Source organism: Streptomyces sp. NPDC090994 (assembly GCF_044768905.1).
Classification (GTDB): domain Bacteria; phylum Actinomycetota; class Actinomycetes; order Streptomycetales; family Streptomycetaceae; genus Streptomyces.
Map to the genome: position 1 here is coordinate 79,072 of NZ_JBIVWS010000014.1, position 20,161 is coordinate 99,232.

Annotated in this window: 7 protein-coding genes; 6 read left to right on the forward strand and 1 reads right to left on the reverse strand. The window is 73.4% G+C overall.

Annotation, left to right across the window (positions count from 1 at the left end):
* Window positions 1-97 precede the first annotated feature (97 nt).
* The gene (locus tag ACIQR3_RS25855; protein ID WP_234318561.1) at window positions 98-1,438 is read right to left on the reverse strand and encodes a transcriptional regulator; all 1,341 of its coding nucleotides are present in this window, start codon (window positions 1,436-1,438) and stop codon (window positions 98-100) included.
* Window positions 1,439-1,796: 358 nt separating this feature from the next.
* Here ACIQR3_RS25855 and ACIQR3_RS25860 point away from each other — a divergent pair, with 358 nt between their 5' ends.
* The 6 genes from ACIQR3_RS25860 to ACIQR3_RS25885 all read left to right on the forward strand — a co-directional run bounded on the left by ACIQR3_RS25860 (window position 1,797) and on the right by ACIQR3_RS25885 (window position 20,148).
* Entirely contained in the window at window positions 1,797-6,452 is a 4,656-nt protein-coding gene (locus tag ACIQR3_RS25860) for an FkbM family methyltransferase (protein ID WP_403542898.1), read from the forward strand.
* A complete protein-coding gene (locus ACIQR3_RS25865; RefSeq protein WP_403542900.1) occupies window positions 6,449-10,645 on the forward strand; it encodes an amino acid adenylation domain-containing protein in 4,197 nt (1,398 codons plus the stop codon). Before ACIQR3_RS25860 ends, ACIQR3_RS25865 begins: the two co-directional genes overlap by 4 nt.
* Before the next feature lie 5 nt (window positions 10,646-10,650).
* Entirely contained in the window at window positions 10,651-16,152 is a 5,502-nt protein-coding gene (locus ACIQR3_RS25870; RefSeq protein WP_403542902.1) for an amino acid adenylation domain-containing protein, read from the forward strand.
* Window positions 16,149-17,570, forward strand: coding sequence for a condensation domain-containing protein (locus ACIQR3_RS25875; protein ID WP_403542904.1), 1,422 nt, complete (start codon window positions 16,149-16,151; stop codon window positions 17,568-17,570). The genes ACIQR3_RS25870 and ACIQR3_RS25875 overlap by 4 nt, the downstream gene beginning before the upstream one ends.
* On the forward strand, window positions 17,567-18,496 hold the full coding sequence (locus ACIQR3_RS25880; protein WP_403542906.1) for a phosphotransferase enzyme family protein: 930 nt from the start codon (window positions 17,567-17,569) through the stop codon (window positions 18,494-18,496). The genes ACIQR3_RS25875 and ACIQR3_RS25880 overlap by 4 nt, the downstream gene beginning before the upstream one ends.
* Before the next feature lie 65 nt (window positions 18,497-18,561).
* Window positions 18,562-20,148: a hypothetical protein gene (locus ACIQR3_RS25885; RefSeq protein WP_277725757.1), complete on the forward strand. Its 1,587-nt coding sequence runs from the start codon at window positions 18,562-18,564 to the stop codon at window positions 20,146-20,148.
* Window positions 20,149-20,161: the final 13 nt, after the last annotated feature.

The window sequence follows — 20,161 nt, forward strand, 5'->3', positions numbered from 1 at the left end:
CCCAGGCTGCGGCCGTTCTCGCAAGCTCCTGTGCCTGGCTGCCTGAGTCGGCCACCGCCGGTCTGAGATCACCGATCCGATCGAAGACGAGGCTCGGTTACGCGGTAAATTCCAGGAAGTTTCTAACTTCCGGGACGCTCCGATGTACCCGCAGCTTCGTTCGTAGATCGGCCAGGGCGCTGCTGCCGCGGGCGGAGTTCACGCCGCCCATGTGCTCGACGGCGAGGTGGGCCACGGCTACGGCTTCTTCAATGGCGTCGAGTTCGAGGTGCGCTTCGGCGGCGCGGGCCTCGTAGATCGCCGCCCCTCGGGGGAAGGAATCACCGTCGTAACTCTCTTGGAGTTCGGCCAAGCCGACGGTGGCGGCCTGTTGGAAGTGGTCCAGTGCGCGGGCGGGATGACCAAGGTTGAGCGCGGAGCTGCCCAGGAGTTGGTGGATCTCACCCAGGTTGACCCAGTACAACGACGGTAGATCCTCGGTGAGGGAGATGGCGTTGCTGTAGGCATCCATGGCTGCGTTCGCTTCCCTGTCGGAAGCACGCAGGTCGCCCGCCCGCGCGTGGGCTCGACTGGCGCGGGCGTGGAGCATCGCGAGCATCCGGGCCGATCCGGTTGCACGACCGTGAACCTTCGCGGCTTCCACGAGCGAAACTGCTTCCTGGGGTGCACCGGTTGAGTACAGCTTGATGGCCCAGAAGGAAAGGGTCGTGGCCAGGACCTCCGGATCCTGGGAAGAGAGCGCGTCTTCGGAGGCGTCCGCGAAGTGGGTCTCGGCGCGGTCGGGGTGCCCGCTGTCGTAAGCGGTCCAGCCAGCTGCCCGCTGTGCGTCGGCTGCGGCGGCGAGCAGACGCCGACCAGTCTCCTCGCTGTAGGAGGCGGTACGCAGCGCTCCCGTGATCATGTCGAACTCGTTGACGGCGGCGTTGTAGACGTGGCCCGAGCCGACCTTGTCGTCGAGGTGCCGTAGGGCGATCAAGCGCTGTTCGTGAAGGGCGGCCAGGCCATCGCCGACTCTGCGGCCGGCACGGGCCGTGGCTGGGGCGCCGGGTGCAAGGGCGAGAGCCATGCCACCGGCGGCGGCTGTGATCATGAACCGACGACGTTCCACGGTTTCACCGGCCTTTCGTGGGGCCTTCAGCGCGGTCGGGGTCGCGCGGCGCGGTGCGAGCAGCGCATCGGGGACTGCGCGATGCAGCCAGGCCGGCCAGCCGAGTTCCACCACGTCGCGCCGGGGGCAACCCAGAAAGTCGGCAAGCGCGAATTGGGTATTTCTGTCCGGATGGGTGCCGGTCTTCCAGCGGTGGAGCTTCTGCTTGTGGGTTGCCATGCTGCCGAACCCCATGTGCTCATGGCGGGCCGCGATCCGTTTCAAGAACGCTTCGGCCTTTCCCCCGTGATGTGCGACGAGGTAGTCGAGAAGATCCCCGACTTCGCTCAACAGTGCCCCCCTCCGCTGCTGGACCGGCCGTCCAAGTGTCCCCGGTCGAAGCCCTTCATGGGAGACCCCGGGGGCAGGTGGATGACCGCTGGATGACCGCGAGGCCACTCGAGATGACGACAGCGCTCTTCCTGCCGCTGTCTACCGGCGGTCTCCTTGAGGGCGGCCAACTGGCGCGTCCGTAGAACTCGGACGGAGCGGGGTCTCGGCCGCATGCAGCCGACTTGTCGTGAGCCTGGGATGTGCACGTCGACGAGGGGGAAGAATGGCGTCTGCACGGACTGAACGGGCCGATCTCGGACGGCCGTGCACGCGCCGGGCCGATACAGCCCCCGACCGCGGGCCTCATCGGCTGACGGTGTCATCCCTCACCCGCCTGCCCGTCGGCTGGACGGGTGCAGCGGCCGACTTCGACGCCGGCCTGCTCGCACGAACGGCGTTCGCGGTTGTCTTGGCGATCAGTTCCGGCGTCGAAGACGTGCGGATGGTGTGCGGCACCACCGCGGCTGGGGAGCCATCGCGGGTTGAGGCTCTGCAGGTGCTTCCGCAGGCCCCGATCCGCCACCTCTCCGCGCGGTGGGCCGACAGCTCGCCGGCGCTGGCCGAGGTCGGCGGGCTCCCGCGCCTTCAGCAGCTGATCGACTCCAGTGCGCTTCCGGCGTTTCACTTGTTGGCCGCCGGGCAGACCCCGCCCCCGGCGCTGTCTCCACTCGCCTGCTCGGTCCGTGTCACTCCGGCGCGCTGGGAGTGGACCCTCAGCGCTCTGCCCAGTGCCGCCGACGAAGACAGGCTGTGGGCACTCGCCAGCCTGGTCGAATCCGTACTGCATTCTCTGGCTGCTGCACCGGACCTGACCGTGGCGCAGGCCGCGGAGCAGGCCGGGCCGCTGGGCTTCGAGATCCAGGTCCTGGGTGGTGCCGGCCTCGCTGACGTGACCACTGCGCTTCAGGGTTGGGGGTACGCGGTCGGGCTGCCCGTGAGGGTGCACCGCGTCGAGACCGAGCAGACGCAGGCGTCCGGGCCAGCTGGGGGAGGGGTCCGGCCGACGGCGTGCGGAGCCAACCTCGTCGTCCTTGAGCAGGGCCTCGGTAGCCTCCCGCAGCCGAGGTCCGAGGACGCCCCGGGAGGTGAGGACGCGCTGGGGGCCGGCCTGGGAGTGCTGCCGGACGGCCGCGCTATCGCACAGACGAACGCGAACGAGACGCGTGAGCTCTACGACGAGATCGTCGTCCGCAACCAGTACCTACGACACGGCGTACAGCTCTGCGACGGCGACACCGTCGTCGATGTTGGGGCCAACATCGGGATGTTCGCACTGTTCGCCGCCGCGCAGGCGAGCAAGGTCACGATCCACGCCTTCGAGCCGGTCCCCGTCGTGGCCCGCGCCCTGCAGACGAACATGAGCCTGTACGGGATCAGCGGCACGGTGAGCTGCGCTGCCGCCGGAGCGAGCGCAGGCGTCCGCGCGCTCACCTTCTACCCGCAGTCGTCGCTGCAATCCGGCTTCTACGCCGACGCCGAGGGCGACCAGCACATCGTGGGGGAGTACGCCCGCCACCAAGCCGACGCACTTCCCGGACTCCCCGCCGAGCTGCGAGCGGCCGCCGCTGAGGCCCTCGCGCCGACAGCCCGCGCACGTACGGCCGAGCGGCAGGAGCTCCAGGTTCCGGTGATCCGCCTGTCGGACTGGATCCGCGACAACGCTGTGCGCCGCATTGACCTCCTGAAGGTCGACGCCGAGCGCGCCGAGGAGGACGTTCTCGCTGGGCTCGACGACGAACATTGGCCCCTTATCGGTCACGTCGTCGCCGAGGTCCACGACCGGGACGGACGGATGGACAGGCTCCGAACCCTCCTTCAACGCTGGGGCTTCGAGACGGTCGTCGAGCAGGACGCGCTGTTCGCCGGATCGGAGATCTACATGCTGTACGGTCTGCGGCCCGGTGCCTCGCGCCCCGAAGCGCCGTGGATGGAGCGCCAGATCGCGGCCGCCGAACGCTGGGCCCAGACCTCAGCCCTGCCGCTGTACGTGACCGTTCGCCCCGGCGCGATGCCCGCCGAGGCGCGGATCGCCCGTCAGGCCGTCGCAGCCCGCGGCCTGACCTGGGTCGAGCCGCCACCTCTCCCGCAAGCCGACGTCGCCGCCGAGAGGCCGGGTGTGGTGCTGGCGTGGGCAGAGGCGGTGCTGCGACGGATGACCTCCGTGCATCGGCCGGTGGTCAAGGCCGTGGTCGTGGACGGTGACAACACACTGTGGGGCGGAGTGTGCGGCGAAATAGGACCCGAGAACGTGGAAACGGGCGGCCCCTACCGGCTGGTGCAGGAGGCGCTGCGCGCGCAGCTGGAGGCAGGGCGGGTGCTGTGCCTGTGCTCGCGCAACAACCCGGCCGACGTGGAGGCGGTGTTCGCCACTCACCCGGACATGCCGCTCAGCCTGCAGGACTTCACGGTGGTGCGAGCGGGCTGGGGCCCGAAGTCCGTCGCCGTCGGTGAAATCGCCGAGGAGCTCGGCTTCGCGGTGGAGTCGCTGGTCTTAGTCGACGACAGTGCGGCCGAGCGGGCCGAGGTGGCCATCGCGCACCCGGGAGTCACAGTCGTCGACCTGCCCGCCGAGGCTGAGGAGTTCACCGCCGCCCTGCGTGGGACGTGGCAGCTGGCGTTGGAGGGCACCGGGACCGCGGAGGACCGTGCGCGGACGGCCCTGATCGCGGGGGAGGCCCGGCGCCGGAGGACTGCGGCGCAGGCGGCGACGACGGCCGAGTACCTGGAGCAGCTGGACCTCCGTGTGGAGGTGTCTGAGGCGACGGACGACGAGGTGGAGCGGATCGCGCAGCTTGCGGCCCGCACCACCCAGTTCAACCTGGCGCTGCGCGTCCACACGCCGGGAACGGTCCGTCAGGTGCTCGCGGCCGCCGGGGTGGCGTTGTCGGTCCGGGTGCGCGACCGCTTCGGTGACTACGGGCTGGTCGGCTTCGCCTCGGCGGATGCCGACGGCCGGGTGCTGCGGGTGAGGGACTTCTTCGTCAGCTGCCGCGCCCTGGGACGCAACGTCGAGTGGTGCGTCCTGCGGGAGCTGGCCGGGCGGGCCGGGCCTCTCGGCCTGGACGGCATCGCTCTCACCGGCACGCCGGGCCCGCGCAACCGGCCCGCCCTGGAGTTCGCGGACGCTGCCCGGACTCGGTTCAACTTCTCGGATGCGCCCGATCTGGTGGATGCTTCGGCGGCCGCGAGCTTGGACTGGCGGCTCCTCACTTCGCCGCAGACCGCCGCCGCGGCCCCGATCGCCAGTCAGTGCCCGCCCACCAGGGTTCCGTCGCGGGTGCGCTGGCCCGTCTCGCAGCAGGCCGCCGCGCGGGCCGCTGAGGCCTACCGGCGCCCCGGCGAGACGACGTCCACCACCCCCTACGTCGCGCCGCAGACCGAGACGGAGCGCCGGATCGCTGCGGTGTGGGAGGAGGCGCTCGAGGTCGCGCCGATCGGCGTCCACGACGACCTGTTCATGTTGGGTTGCGACTCGCTGACCGCCGCGGTGATCTGCGCGCGCCTTCGCCAACACGGAGTGGAGCTGGCGGTCCACGAGCTTCTGGCGCATCCGACCGTCCGCAGGGCAGCCCGGCAGGCGGGCGCGGAGCTGCGGCCGGCCATCGAACTGCCGTCGGACGCGGAGGCCGGGCCGGCGTCGCTCGGGCAGCAGCGCGTCTGGGCGGCGGAGGCGATCGGCGGGCGCGGAAACGCTCAGGTCATCCCCCTGGCGTACCGGATCGCCGGTCCGCTCGATCTCGGCCGGCTGCGCTCGGCGCTGGAGGGGGTCGTCGCCCGGCACCCGGCCCTGCGCACTGTGCTGGTCGACGGCGGCGGGGCGTTGGTGCAGCGCCGGCTGACCGCCGGTGAGGGGGTCGACATCAAGGTTCACGAGGTGTCGAGCCTGCCGGAGACCGAGCGTCCCGGCCGGGCGGATCTGCTGGCGCGCCGGTTCTTCTCGGCGAGGTTCGACATCGGCCGGGACGTGATGCTGCGCGCGGCCGTGCTGCGGTTGGGCCCGGACGACCATGTGCTGCTGCTGATGCTGCACCACAGTGCGGGCGACGGTTGGTCCGTCGACATCCTCCAGCGCGACCTGGGCGCCCTGTACGCGGACCCCAAGGCCCTGGCCGGCGTGCCGGTCGGTGCGACGTTTGCCCAGTACAGCGCCGCGGCCGTTCGGCGGCGTGAGAGCGGCGCGTTCGACCAGGGCGCGGCCGCCGTCCGCGCCGCGCTCGACCGGGCGTCCGCCCGCCCCTGGAGCACGCCCTCCGGTCTGCCCTTCGAGCCCCGCCACCTTCGCTTCGCTCTGGACTCCGGCCTTCTGGCTTCGGTGCGGGCGGCGGCGCGAAGCCGGTCTGTCACCCCGGTCGCGGTCCACCTCGCTGCCTGGCAGCTTCTGCTCGCGGTCGCGGCCGGCACGGATGCGGTGGTGACAGGCTGCGCGGTCGCGGGCCGTAACGAGGAGGTGTTCGCCGACACGGTCGGCTTCTTCGCCAACCTCGTGCCCGTCCCTGTCCACTTCGACTGGTCCGCCACCGCAGGCGGGCACCTCAGTACGGCAGTTGCCGCCGTGGCTGAGGCGCTGATCTACGCCGAGGTGCCCTACGGGCTGGTCGCCGACGGTGCCGGGGCGGTCTTCGACACGCTCTTCACCCTGCAGCCACCCGCCACGCACCCGCTGCGCTTCGACGGCTGCGCCATCACGGGCAGCGAACCGGCCCTGTGGCCGGTGCCGTACCCGCTGATGCTCGACGTCCAGGAACACGCCGACGGCGCCAGCGCGCTGCTGCGGTTCGACGCCCGCGCCCGTCACCCCGTGGATCCACCGTGGCTGGCCGAGGCGTACCCGCTCGTCCTGGCCGCGCTCTGCACCCTGCCCGAACTGCCCCTGCAGCGACTGCGGGATCTCCTGCGGCCCGGTACCGCCACTGTGCACGACCTGGTCCGTGACCGATTGGCCAACCTGCGAGAGGACGGCGAACCCCGGTGACCACCACGAGCCCCCGACCCGCCACCGCCACCACCGTGTGGCAGATCGACGCCACCGACGGCCCGACCGTCGCACCGGCCGCACCGCAGCACCTCCACCTGGTCTCCCACCCCGAGGCCGCCTTCACGGCCCCGATACTCGAACTGCGGCTGACCGGACCGCTGGACGCCGACCGGCTCCGCGTGGCCGCCGAGCACACCGTGCGCGAGCACCCTGCGCTGCGCCGTCGCCTCGACGCGACCGCCGCCGACGGGGCGCAGCCGCTGGTCCGGCTCGTCCGCCTCGCCTCCGGCAGCCACACCCTCTGCCTCAGCCCGGCGCTCGGCTCGATGGACACCACCGGCCTCCTGCGCGCCGCCTCGGCCGTCGCCGCCGGCTACCGGACCAAGGCCGCGGCCGGGGCGAGCGGCCCGGACCCGCAGACCGTCGACGCCTTCCTCACCGGCCTGCTCACCGACCCGGGAGCCGCCGCCGGCCGCGAGCACTGGCAGACCCGCCGGCTGGACACGACGGCCGAGGACCTGGCCCGCGCCTTGGTAATGCGCACCGCCACGCCCGGCCCGCGCCTGCACCTTCCCGTGCCGCTGGACGATGCTGCCGGAGACCGGCTCGTCCGTCTCGCCCGGGACCTCGATGTCGGCGTGGACGACGTCGTGGTGACGGCGTGGCGGCTGCTGCTGAACCGGATCGCGCCCGGCGAGGACGGGGCCCTGGGCCTGTTCACCCCCGGACCGGTGGAGCAGCTGCCGGACACGATCGGTCTGCTGGGCCGCTGCGTCCCCGTGCCGGTACGCCCGCAGACCGCCGACACGCTCGCGGATACCGTCCGCGGCTGCCACCGCGAGAACGTGCTCGCCGCCCAGTTCGGCGACTTCTTCACCCACACGCAGCCGGGCGGCGAGTTCACCGTCGGATTCCGGCACGTGGATGCATCCCCGCTGGACTTCGGACCGGGCCTGGACGTCGCCGTCGAAGCGCTGCGGGCCGCGACCGACAGCATCCGCCTCGACCTGCACTCCTTGCACGTCGGCAGCCGGCTGCGCCTCACCGTGGACGCGGATCGCGCCGCCGTCACCGAGGAAAGCGCCCGCCGCCTGGCCGACTGGCTGGGCGCCCTGTGCACCGGCCTGCCGGAGCACATCGATGCCCCGGCCGAGGCCGCGGTCGCACGGATCCTGGACCCGCTCACCTCTGAGAGTCGCCTGCACGGCGCCGACCAGGTCGGTTCCGGCACCGCGGCGCCCACCACCCTGGTGGAGGCGTTCGACGCCCAGGCGGCGCGCACCCCGGCCGCCTGCGCCGCCCGCGACGACGACCACGAGGTCACCTACCGAGAACTGCACGCCGCAAGCGTCGCGTTCGCCCGAACGCTGGCCGACCGGGGCGTGGCCGCCGGGGACCGGGTGGCCGTGTGCATGAGCCGCCGGGTGCCACTGCTGGCCGTGCTGCTGGCCGTCGCCCGCCGCGGCGCCGCGTTCGTGCCGACTGACCCAGCCCTCCCGGCCGGCCGGGTGACCGACCTGCTCGCCGACGCCGACCCGCGACTGCTCGTCACGGACCAGCACCGCCCTGACCTCCCGCCGGGCGGCCGCGCGCCCGTCCTGCGCATCGACGCGATGCCACCCGGCACCCCGGCGGCCGGACCGGAGCCGGTCGCGGCAGGGCCGGAGACGGACGTGTACGTGATCTACACCTCCGGCTCGACCGGCCGCCCCAAGGGCGTCCCCATCACCCATGCGGCGCTGATGAACTACCTCCGCTGGGCCTCACGCCACTACGGCACCACGGACGGCAGCGGCACCCTGGCCCATTCCTCGATCAGCGTCGACATGACCGTCACCAGCCTGTTCCTGCCGCTGCTGACAGGCCAGGCCGTCACCCTGCTGCCCTCCGACGAGCCCACGGACCTCGCCGCAGCCCTGACCCGGACCCGCGACCTGAGCCCGCTGAAGATCACCCCCGGCGGCCTGCGCCTGCTCACCACCTTTCTGACCGGCGCCCAGATCACCGCAGCCACCCGGCACCTGGTCGTCGGCGGCGAGCAACTGACCGCCGCCACCCTGGACCTCCTGGACGCACCCGGCCTGCTCGTCACCAACGAGTACGGACCCACCGAGGCCACCGTCGGCTGCTGCGCCCACACCCTGCGCCTGGGCGAGCACCCGGCGGCCGGTCCGGTGCCCATCGGCACACCGATCCACAACACGACGATCGAGCTGCGCACGCCGGACGGCCGGCTCGCCCTGCCCGGCACCGCCGGGGAACTCGTCGTCACCGGGCCCGGTGTCGCGGTCGGCTACCTGGACCGGTCCGCCGAGACCGACGCCCGCTTCACCACCGACCCGCACACCGGCACCCGCTCCTACCGGACCGGCGACCTCGCCCTCCTCGGTCCCGGCGGGCAGCTGGTGATGCTCGGCCGCAGCGACGACCAGCTCAAGATCCACGGCTACCGCATCGAACCCGGCGAGATCGAAGCCGTCCTGACCGGCCACCCCGACATCACAGCGGCCGCCGTCACCACCACCGGCGGCACACCGGTGCTCGCCGCGTTCCTCGTCCCCGCCCCCGGCGCCGATCCGGCCGCCCTTCCCGAGGCTGCAGCTGCGCTCGCGGCCGACCGGCTGCCGTTCTACGCCCGCCCCGACCGGTACGAGGTCCTCGACCGGCTGCCGCTGCGCGGCAACGGCAAGGTCGACCGCCGGGAGCTGGCCGAACGCCCCGCGCCTGCCGCCCGGGAGGAGGCGTTGGACGCGGCCGACCCGCAGCTCGCCGTGGTCGCCGCGCTGTGGAGCGAGGTCCTCTCCACGCCGCCGACCAGCCCGGACGCCAACTTCTTCGCCGAAGGCGGCGACTCCATCAAGGCGGTCCTGCTGGCCGGCCGGGCGCAGCGGGCGGGCCTGGAGCTGACCGTGCACGACATCCTTCAGCGCCGGACCCTGCGCCGGATCGCGGCCGCCGCGCGCCCGGCCGGCGTGCGGGACACGGTGAATCCAGGGCCTGTGCCGCTGACGCCCCACCAGGCCGGGTTCCTCGCGCACGCCGCCCCCCGACCCGAGCGGTGGACTGTGCGGTGGAGCGTTAACGCTCCCGCCCCGGTCGACACCGGGCGCCTGGAGCGGGCACTCGCCGCGATCGTCGCCGGGCATGAGGCGCTGTGGACGTCGTTCACGCACACGGGCGGCCGGTGGACGGGCCGGTTGGGCGAACCCGGCCCGGTGCCCGTACACGTCCTCGACCTGGACGGCGTCCCGGCCGCCGAGCGGGAGCAGGCCGTGGCCACCGCCCTGGAGCGCGTGGAGGACGGGTTCGACCTCGCCGGCCGGCTGGTGGGCCTGTGCCTGATCCGTGCCGCCGGACAGGCGGAGAGGGTCGTGTGGATCGTCCACCACCTGGTCGCCGACGTCGTCTCCCTGCAGAGCCTGAACCAGGAGCTCTGGCACGCCTACGCGCACCCGGCCCAGCTGGTACAGCGGCGCGGGGACGGGTACGGGGTGTGGCTGCGGGACCAGGACGGACGGCCCGCGACGCTCTTCCCCACCTGGCCCGGGTCCGGCGGGCCGACCGCGTGCCGTTCCGCCGTCTCGCGGCTGGGCGCGGGCGCCCGCCGGGCCCTGGCCGATGCGCAGCAGGACGCACCGCGATGGGTTCTCGCCGTGCTGGGGGCCGGGTTGCTGGGTGCGCTCGCCGAGGTGCGCCCGGACCTGCCGCCCGCGCTGTGCGCCGAGCTCCATGGCCGTGACCGTCCCGGGCTCGACCTGGCGGCCGCGGTGGGCTGGCTCACCGACTTCCGGCCGCTGCGAGCCGAGCTGCATGTGCTGGGCGACCCGTCGGCGCTGGCCGCCGCCCTGCACCGCCGGATCGAGGAGCCCCGGGATTGGACGGGGGCGCTGCCGCCGGTGGCGCTGAACTACCTGGGCGACCTTCCGGCCGGCTGCGGCCCCGACCTTCCGGACGCCGCCGCGAGCCCGCTGTTCGGCCTGGAGGCCGTGATGTGGACCGGACCGGAGGCAGTCGAGGTCAGGTGGCGCTTCGACGAGGCGTTCATCCCGGCCCCCACCGTCCAGCGCCTCGCTGACGCCTTCGCCCGCCGCGCGGCCGCCACGCTCACCATCCGCCCGCAGACCGCCACCGGGCCAGCCGGACTCTCGGCCGCCGACCTGAGCCGGATCACCGCCACGTTCGAGGGATGACGATCATGACCGACCGCACGATCGCCGCAGTCCACCCCGCCACCCCCGCGCAGCAGGGCTTCCTTCTCGGCACGCTCGCCTCCCCCGAGGACGCCCTCTTCATCGAGCAGGCTGTTCTCCCCCTGGCCGGGCCGCTGGAGGTACCCAGTCTGGAGCGCGCACTTGCGGGGATGATCGCCAGCCACGAGATCCTGCGGACCGGCCTCGCATGGAACCTGGCCGCCGATCCGCAGCAAGTCGTCCTCACCCGAAGCGAGAGCGCGATCGGCGTCGTGGACAGCCGCCGTCACGACACCGGCCGCCAGCAGGCCGACCTGGAAGAACTGCTGCGCACCGAGCGGGCCGAGCCGTTCGACCTGACGCGGCCGCCGCTGCTGCGCCTGGCCGTGCAGCACCTCGACGGTGAGCGGCACCACCTGGTGTGGACCCACCACCACGGCGTGCTGGACGGCTGGTCGCACCTCACGCTCGTCGACGAACTCCTGCAGCGATACGCCGGGGACGCCCCGGCCGCGCGGGCGGGGTTCGGCGCGTACGCGCGCTGGCTCGCCGCCCAGGACCGCGGCCGACAGCGGGCGTACTGGGCGGGGCGCCTGGCCGGGTACCAGCCGCTACCCGCGGTCGCCGAGCACTCGCTGCTCCCGGACCAGGAGCGGCACGGACAGCATCACCTCGACGTGAACACGGCCACCTCCGGGGCCTTGGCCGCCTTCGCCCGCGCGCACGACACCACGGCGGCGGCCGTGCTGATCTCCTGCTGGGGCCTGGTCGCCGCCCGGCAGCGCGGCCGCGACGACATCGCCATCGGAGTCACCCTCTCGGGGCGCACGGCCGCCTTCCCCGGCGTCGCCGACCTGATCGGGCCCGTCGCGACGACCGTGCCGATCCGGCTGCCCGCCCCGGCAGGGGACGCCGGCCGCTGGGCGAGGGCCATCCAGGACCTGCTCGCCGAGGCGGAGGCGAACAGTGCCTGCTCCACCGCCGACCTGTACGCCTGGGCCGGGCTCGCGCCGGGCGGCGCCCTGTACGACAGCGTGGTGTCGATCGCCAACTACCCGCACACCGGCGACCGCGGCCCCCGGCCCGGCCTGGTGCTGGAGACGGCCGGGATCCGGTCCGAGGGCGGACGCACCCGCCACCCGCTCGCCCTGGTCGTCGAGACCTTCGACGGACTGCGGCTGCGCCTGGTCAACGACCGCACCCGCGTCGGTGACGACGACGCCCGCACCGTGCTGCACACCCTGCACACGATGCTGCACCGGCTGGCCGACGAGGCGACGGTTCCGGTCACCGACCTGACCGCGGCCACCGGCGACCTCACCCCCTTCCAGCCCCGCCGGCCCCAGACGGGCGCCCTCCCAGCGTCCGGCCGGACGGCTGACGACAGCGACCCGCTGGTGCGGGTGCTGACCGACGCATTCGCCAGCGTCCTCGGCCAGCCGGTCGGCGCCGACGACGACTTCCTCGCAGTCGGCGGACACTCGCTGCTGGCGCTGAGGCTCGCGACCCGGTTACGGACCGCGCTCGGCGTCGATCTCACCCTCGGCGACCTCCTCACCAGTGGCACCCCCAGGGCGCTGGCCACCCGGGTGCGCCACCTCCTCACCGCCGAGACCACCGCGCCCGACCCGCTACCGCCGCTCACCCCCGCCCCGCCCGACGGCACCGGGCAGCCGTTCGCGCTGACCGGCATCCAGCAGGCCTACTGGACCGGACGCAGCACGGACTTCGACCTCGGCGGAGTCGACTCCCACCTCTACACCGAGACCGACCTTCCCGAGGCCGACCTGGAGCGGCTGACCGCCGTGTGGCGGGCCCTGATCGACCGGCACCCGATGCTGCGCGCCGTCACCACCCCCGACGGCCGCCAGCAGATCCTCACCGACGTGGCGCCCTACCGGATCCACACCACGGATCTGCGCACCGACGCCGACCCCGAGACGCAGCTCGCCCAGGTACGCGAGCGCCTGTCCCATGCCCACCGCGACACCGGCACCTGGCCGCTGTTCACCATCGAGGCGGCCCTACTGCCCGGCGGGGCCACCCGCCTGTTCCTCAGCTTCGACCTCCTCATCGGCGACGCGCTGAGCTGGCAGATCCTCTACCGCGAGGCCCGCGCCCTCTACGAGGACCCGGACGCCGAACTGCCCGTGCTCGAGCTGACCTTCGCCGACTACGTGGCCCACCTGCCCGCCCTGGCCACCGGCCCGCGCTACGAACGCGACCGCGCCTACTGGCGGGCGAAGCTCCCAGCCCTGCCCGCACCGCCCACGCTGCCGCTCCTGCCCAAGCCTGCGGACACCGCCGAAGGGTCGCGGCCGCGCTTCTCCCGGTTGCAGCTGCGCCTGCCCGCCGACGACCTCGCCGCGCTGCGCCGGGTTGCCGCCGCGCACGGCGCGACCCTGTCCGCGCTGCTGATGGCCGTCTTCGCCGAGACGCTGGGACGGTTCACCAACAGCAGCACCTTCCTGCTCAACACCACCATCTACAACCGACCCGACGTCCATCCGCAGATCAACCAGATCGTCGGCGACTTCACCTCCACCGTCCTGACCGGCATCGACCTGGGCGCGCCGACGTTCGGCCAACGGTTGCGCGCGCTGCAGCGCCGGCTGTGGGCCGACCTCGACCACGCCCGCTACAGCGGAGTCGATGTCCTGCGGGACCTGCGGGAGACCCGGGACCGGACCGCGGCGGCCGCGCCCGTCGTGTTCACCAGCACCCTCGACCTGGAGGTGCCCGGCTCCGAGCCGGCCACCCCGTTCCCCGGCACCATCGGGTTCGGGATCGGTCAGACCCCGCAGGTCCTGGTCGACTACCAGACCTACCAGGCCGCCGGCCACCTCGCGATCAACCTCGACACCGTCGACGGCCGCATGCCCGACGGCCTGGTCCAGGCGATGCTCGACGACCACGCCGCTCAGCTGCGCACCCTGATCGACGACCCCGGCGCCCCCGAGCGCCCCCGCCTCAGCGCTGCCGCTCCGGCACCCGAGCTCGCCGAGCCGCTCGGCGGCGGCCGGCTCCTGCACGAGCCGTTCATCGCGCAGGCCCGCCGGCACCCGCGGCGCACCGCAATCGTCTGCGACGGTGAGCGCACCACCTACGGCGAACTCGCCGACGCGGCACGGCAGATCGCCGACCAGGTCACCGCCGCCGGGCCCGCCGGCGAACTCCTCGCCGTGCTGTGCCGCCCCGGCCGCGAGCAGGCCGCCGCCACGCTGGGCGTCCTGCTCGCCGGATACGCCTACGTTCCCCTGGACCCCGCCTGGCCCGCCGAACGCCTCCACGACCTCCTGGCCGCCACCGGTGCCACGGTCGTCGTCACCGAGCAGGAGACCCGGGCCCGCACCCAACTGCCCGCCGGCCTGACCGTCCTCCTCACCGACGGCCCCACCCCCGCCAGCGACCCGGCGATGGGCCGGGCGCAGCGCAGCCGCACGGCCGGGGACCTCGCGTACGTGATCTACACCTCGGGCTCCACCGGCCGGCCCAAGGGCGTCATGATCTCCCACCAGGGAGCGCTCAACACGGTTCTCGACGTCAACGAGCGCTTCGCCATCGGTGCGACGGACGCGGTGCTGGCGGTGTCCCCATCCACGTTCGACCTCGCCGTCTGGGACCTGTTCGGCACCCTCGCGGCCGGTGCCACCCTGGTGGTGCCCACCCGCGACCAGCGCCAGGACCCTGCCGCCTGGACCGCCCTGGCCCGCGCCGAGCACGTCACCGTGTGGAACTCGGTGCCGGTGCTGATGGACCTGCTCCTGGACACCCTGCCCCCCGGCGACACGGTCCTGGAGAGCCTGCGGGTGTGCCTGCTCAGCGGCGACTGGATCCCCCTGAACCTGCCCGGACGGCTGCGCGAGCGCGCCCCGAAGTGCCGGATCGTCAGCCTCGGCGGCGCCACCGAGGGCTCGATCTGGTCGATCCTCCACGAGATCGGCGACCTCGACCCGGCCTGGTCGAGCATCCCGTACGGCACCGCGATGACCGGGCAGAGCGTCCAGGTCCTCGACGACCAGCTGCTGCCGTGTCCCGCACACGTCCCCGGACAGCTGTACATCGGCGGCCACGGCACCGCGCTGGGCTACTGGCGGGATCCGGAGCTGACCGCGGCCGCGTTCGTCTTCGACGGCCGCACCGGCCGCAGGCTCTACCGCACCGGTGACTGGGGCCGGCTGCGCCCCGACGGCACCCTGGAGTTCCTCGGCCGCCGCGACGCCCAGGTCAAGATCCGCGGCTACCGCGTCGAGCTGCGCGAGGTCGAGACGGCGCTGTGTGCGGTGCCCGGCGTCGAGCAGGCCGCCGTCGTCGCCACCGGCGAGCGCACCAACCGGCGCCTGGCCGCCTTCGCCGTCACCGCCCGCCCCCTGGACGCGGTGCGCGCCGACCTCGCCCGCCGCCTGCCCGCCCACATGCTCCCGGCCGCGCTCACCGTCCTGCCCTCGCTGCCCCTGAGCACCGCCAGCAAGGTCGACCGCGGCGCGCTGGAGCGCCTCGCCGCAGCCCCCGGCCACCGGTCACCGCAGCCCGCCGCCGGGCCCGCCCGCCACGACACCGGCCTGGAGAAGGAGCTGCGGGCGGCGCTGGCCGCGATCGTGCCCGGACGGCCCGGCCTGGACCAGGACCTGCTCGCCTTCGGGATCACCTCCGTCGACGTGATCCGGCTGGCCAACACCGTCGAACAGCACACCGGCGGGCGCCCCGACCTGAAAGCCTTCTACGCCGCCCCGACCCTGCGCATCCTCCTTCAGCACAACTCCGCGGCCCCCGACGACTCGGCGTCGGCCGCGCCGGGCGTGTGGTCCGGCCAGCCGCAACTGACCGATCCCGCCGAGCGGGCCGCCTTCCGCGCCGCCCGGCCCGTCCACGGCCCGGCCCCCGCCTCCCGCACCCTGCCCGAACGGGTACCCGGCCACCTGGACGTGCGGGCGCGGCGCCGCACCCCGCGCACCTTCGACCCCCGCCCGGTCACCCTGGAGGCGCTCGCCGACCTGCTGGACAGCCTGCGCCGCACCCATGTCGATGGCCGGCCCGCCTTCCTCTACCCCTCAGCCGGCGGCCTGTACGCCGTCCAGGTCCACCTCCACGTGCGGCCCGGCCGCGTCCAGGGCCTGCCCGGCGGCCTGTACGGCTACCACCCCGACGCCCATGACCTCACCCCGCACGCCCCGGACATCGACCTCGACCCCGGCATCCACCTCGGCCCGGCCAACCGGCCCCTGGCGAACACCGCGGCGTTCAGCATCTTCCTGGCGACCGACCCCGCCGAGTCCGCCCCGCTGTACGGATGCGACGCCGAACCCCTCGCCCTGCTGAACGCCGGCTACATCGGCCAACTGCTGTGCCACACCGCCATCGGAGCGGGCCTCGCTCTGGCCCCGGTGCACGGCCTCGACTTCGACCGCATTCGCTGGCTGCTGCCCGGCGGCGAACGCCTCGTACTGCTGCACACCCTCCTCGGAGGCATCCCCGACCACCCCGCCGCCGAGGGAGAGCCCGCATGACCGCGACCACCGCCGCCGGCGAGCCCTCGGTCGTCACCGACATCGCGCCGCTCTCGCCCGGCCAGGAGCGTCTGTTCGACGCCGAGTTCGTCCTGCCCGACGGCTCCTGGCCCACTCCGGGCACGCCGACCCGGCTGCGCCCGATCGACAGCGGCGCCATCCGCATCGACGGTCCCCTGGACGTCGCCGCACTCCGGCGCGCCGTCACCGCGCTCGTGGCCCGGCAGTCCGCGCTGCGCACCACCTTCCGCCGGCGGCCCGATGGCGCGCCCGTCCAGCTCGTCACCGACCGCGCCCCGGACCCGATGAGCCTCGGGGCGCTCGACCTCGCGGCCGGGCAGCAGTTCGCCACGGCCGAGGAACTGCTGCGCCACGCTCCGGCCCGGCTGGTCGACCCCCGCCACGACCTGCTCTTCCGCGTCCACCTGCTGCGCCTGGACCAGGAGCGGCACGTCCTCCTGCTGCAGGTCCACCACGCCGTCAGCGACGGCTGGTCCATCGGCGTCCTCTACCGCGACCTGTCCGAGCTCTACAACGCCGCCCGGGCCGGGCGGGACGCAGACCTGCCCGCCATCCCCCGCAGCTTCGCCGCCCACAGCCGGCAGATGCGCGCCGAGCGCGGCGGCCCCGAGGAGCAGCGCCAGCTCGCCTACTGGCGCCGCCGACTCGCCCCGCCGCTGCCTGGCCACCGGGCCGAGCCGCAGACCGACGGCCTGAGCCCGGTGGACGTCGAACCGGTCCTCGTGCCGGCCGACCTCGTCCGGAGCCTGCGCGAGACCGCGGCCACCAGCGCGCAGCGCGGGGGCGTGGCCGGACCGTTCCTCGCCGCACTCGCCCTGGTCCTGCACCACGCCGACGGCGAGCGGGACGTGCGGATCGGCATGATGATCTCCAACCGGGCCCGGCCCGGAGCCGAGCACCTGATCGGCTACTTCGTGAACACCGCCGTGATCCGACTGCACGTCGACCCGACGAAGACCGCCGGAGATCTGGTGGCGCAGGCGAACACCGCCGTCACCGAGGCCATCGAGCACCAGGCCCTGCCCATCCAGGACCTCTACCAGAACCTCTGCGACACCGGCGCCCTCGGGCCGGGCCCGCTGTACCGGGTGACGCTCGCGCTCAACACGATGCGCACCACCTCGCTCACCCTGGACGGCCTGCACTGCCAGGACATCGCCCTGGAGCGGGTCGGCCCACGCCGCGCGCCGACCAGCATCGAGCAGCGCTGGGTCCTGGACGAGCACGTCGGCCATCTTGCCGGAACGCTGACCTGGCGCACCGACACCGCCACCCGGCCCGCCATCGCGGCCACGCTCACCGGCCTCGACCAGGCGCTGTGTGCCGTCACCCACCCCCGCACCACCCTTGCCGACATCACCGCCACCCTGCCTACGCCCCGGCCGGAGGCCCGGTGAGCACCGCCGCGGCAGGGGAGCCGCTCTCCGAGCTGGACGCCGCCGAGCTGCTCGACGCGTATGGCCTGACGTTGCGCCGGGCACGACCGCTGCCGGGCGGTATGGAGAACGCCCACATCAAGGCGCAGACGGCCACTGGCACGGTCGTGGTGACCGTGCTGAACAAGAAGTCGCCGGCGCAGGCCGAGGAGTACGCCCGCTTCCTGCGGCATCTGGAGCTCACCGGCGCCCCGGCACCGCGGCTGCGGCCGCTGCGCGCCAGCGGCTGGGTCACCCGGCACGGCGGTCGGCCGGTCATCGTGTGCGACTTCGTCGACGGGCGCAGCCCCGCCCGGCTACCAGTCCGCCTGGTCCACGAGGCCGGGCTCCTCCTCGGGCGGGTGCACCGCACTGCGGCGGCCGGCTTCGACAGTGCGCTGCCCCCGCACCTGCGGCTGCACGACGCCGACGCCGACACCCTGGCCACACTGCCCGATGGGCCGTTCGCCCAGTGGGCGCGCTCCACTTGGCACGCCGTCGGCCACGTCACTGAGCACGATGCCCCTCACGTCCCGGTCCACGGCGACCTGTTCCCGGACAACATCGTCGTCCGCGGCGGCCGGAGCCTGATCTTCCTCGACTGGGAGGACGGCTCGCTGGACCTGCCCCACTTGGACGTGGGGATGGCGCTGCTCGGCCTGTGCGGCCGGCGCGGATTCTCCCTGAGACGCGCCCGCCACCTGCTGAGCGGCTACCAGCAGGGCAGCGCAGCCGCGCTGAACGGCGCCCTGGTGCGCGACGCGGCCCTGTACGCGGCCGTGCTCGTCGCACTGCGCCGCCACCGCTGGCAGCGGGAGCACCGCCGCCTGCCCGCCGGGCGCTCAGCCGCCGCCATGCACCACCTCGCGAACTCCCTGTCCGACCGCTGGCCGCACCTTCAGCCGTAGGCCGGCCACCTGTGAGCCGCGCGCCCCGGCCGGGCGTGCCCCGATCCTGCAGAGAGCAGACCGCCATGCCCCGTGATCTTGTCCTGGTCGTCGTCCCGCCGAACTCCAACACCGTCATCACCGGCCGGCTGCTGACCGTCACCCGCCCCGAGGAGCACTCCGACTGGTCGGACTTCCTGTGCCTGGGCGCACTGTCCCTCGTCTCCTCACTGGCGACGATCCCCGCCCTGGAGCCGGTCTACGTCGACGGCACGATCACGCCGCTGGACGACATCCTGGAGTGCATCACCGCCCACGCCGACCGGATCCTGGCGGTCTGCCTGGGCATGCTGACCGCGAACTACGAGGCCGGCGTCCTGATCGCCCGGCACGCCAAGGACACCGACGCCCGGATCACCACCGTCGCGGGCAACGACCACTTCAGCTCCCTGCCCACGGTGTGCATGAACGCGTCCCCCAGCCTGGACTACGGCTTCGTCGGCAACGAGGTCGTGGGGCCCTTCACCGACCTGATCGGCGCCCTGCGGGCTGAGGCGCCGATCGACCCGTCGGCGTTCCCCGGCCTGGTGTACCGCGCCGACGGCCTCGTCCACACCACCCCTACGCGGGCCGAGCCGGTGTTCTCCGGCTACGACTACACCCTGGTGGACCGGGTCTTCCCCCAGACGCCGCTGTACACCAGGCAGTTCGGCCACCGGATCGCCCCGCGGATCCACGAACTGCTCGGACGCACCGTCACGGCCGGCATGCCGGTCGACATTGGCCGCGGCTGCGTGAAGTTCGCCGCCGACGACGCCTGCTCCTTCTGCTCGATCCACCCCGGGCAGCTGTGGCGCAACCAGCTCACCCCTGCCCAGGCGTGGGCCGCCATCGAGGCCGCCTGGAACGCTGGTTACGACTACCACTACCTGACCGCCGACGAACTGCCCCTGACGTTCGCCCAACTGCTGACCGGCATGGCCGCGGACACCCCCGCCTGGTGGTCTGCCCTCAGCGAGAACGAGCGGCCCCTCCTGGTCGGGTACGGCCGCGCCGACGGAATCGCCGACCCCCGCAAGACCGCGCTGCTCACCTCCCTCGGAGTGCGCCAGATCATGATCGGAATGGACGCTGGCGCCGCGACATCCCTCGCCGCGATGAACAAGCCGGTCGGCGGCCGCCGCCGCAACGTCCTCGCGGAGGCCGAGAAGCTGTACGAGCTCAACTCGCAGGCGATCACGGTCGCCCGCGACCACGGCATGCTGATCCGCGCGGGTTTCGTCGTCGGCCACATCGGCATGACCCGGGCCCTGCTGACCGAGAACCTCGAGCGGATCCTGGCCCTGATCACCGAAGGCGGCAAGCACGGCGTGTTCTCGGCGATCGACGCGGAGGTGCTCTCCCCGCAGCCCGGCGCCCGCGACTACACCTACCTCACCACCCCCGACGCCGCTCGGCAGGCTGCCGCGAAGCTCGGCCTCACGGTTGCCGACGAGGCCACCCTCGCTGCGGTCTCGGCCCGCTGGGCGCACCAGGACGTGGTGATGCCGGAGGACGCCATGCGGGACTACACCCTCGCGTTGATGCCCGAGATCACCTTCGACGACCTCGCCCAGGCCCGTGCCACGATCCGCTCCCACGCCAAGGCGTGCGGCGTGGTCATCGGCGAATGACCTCGCCCGCCCC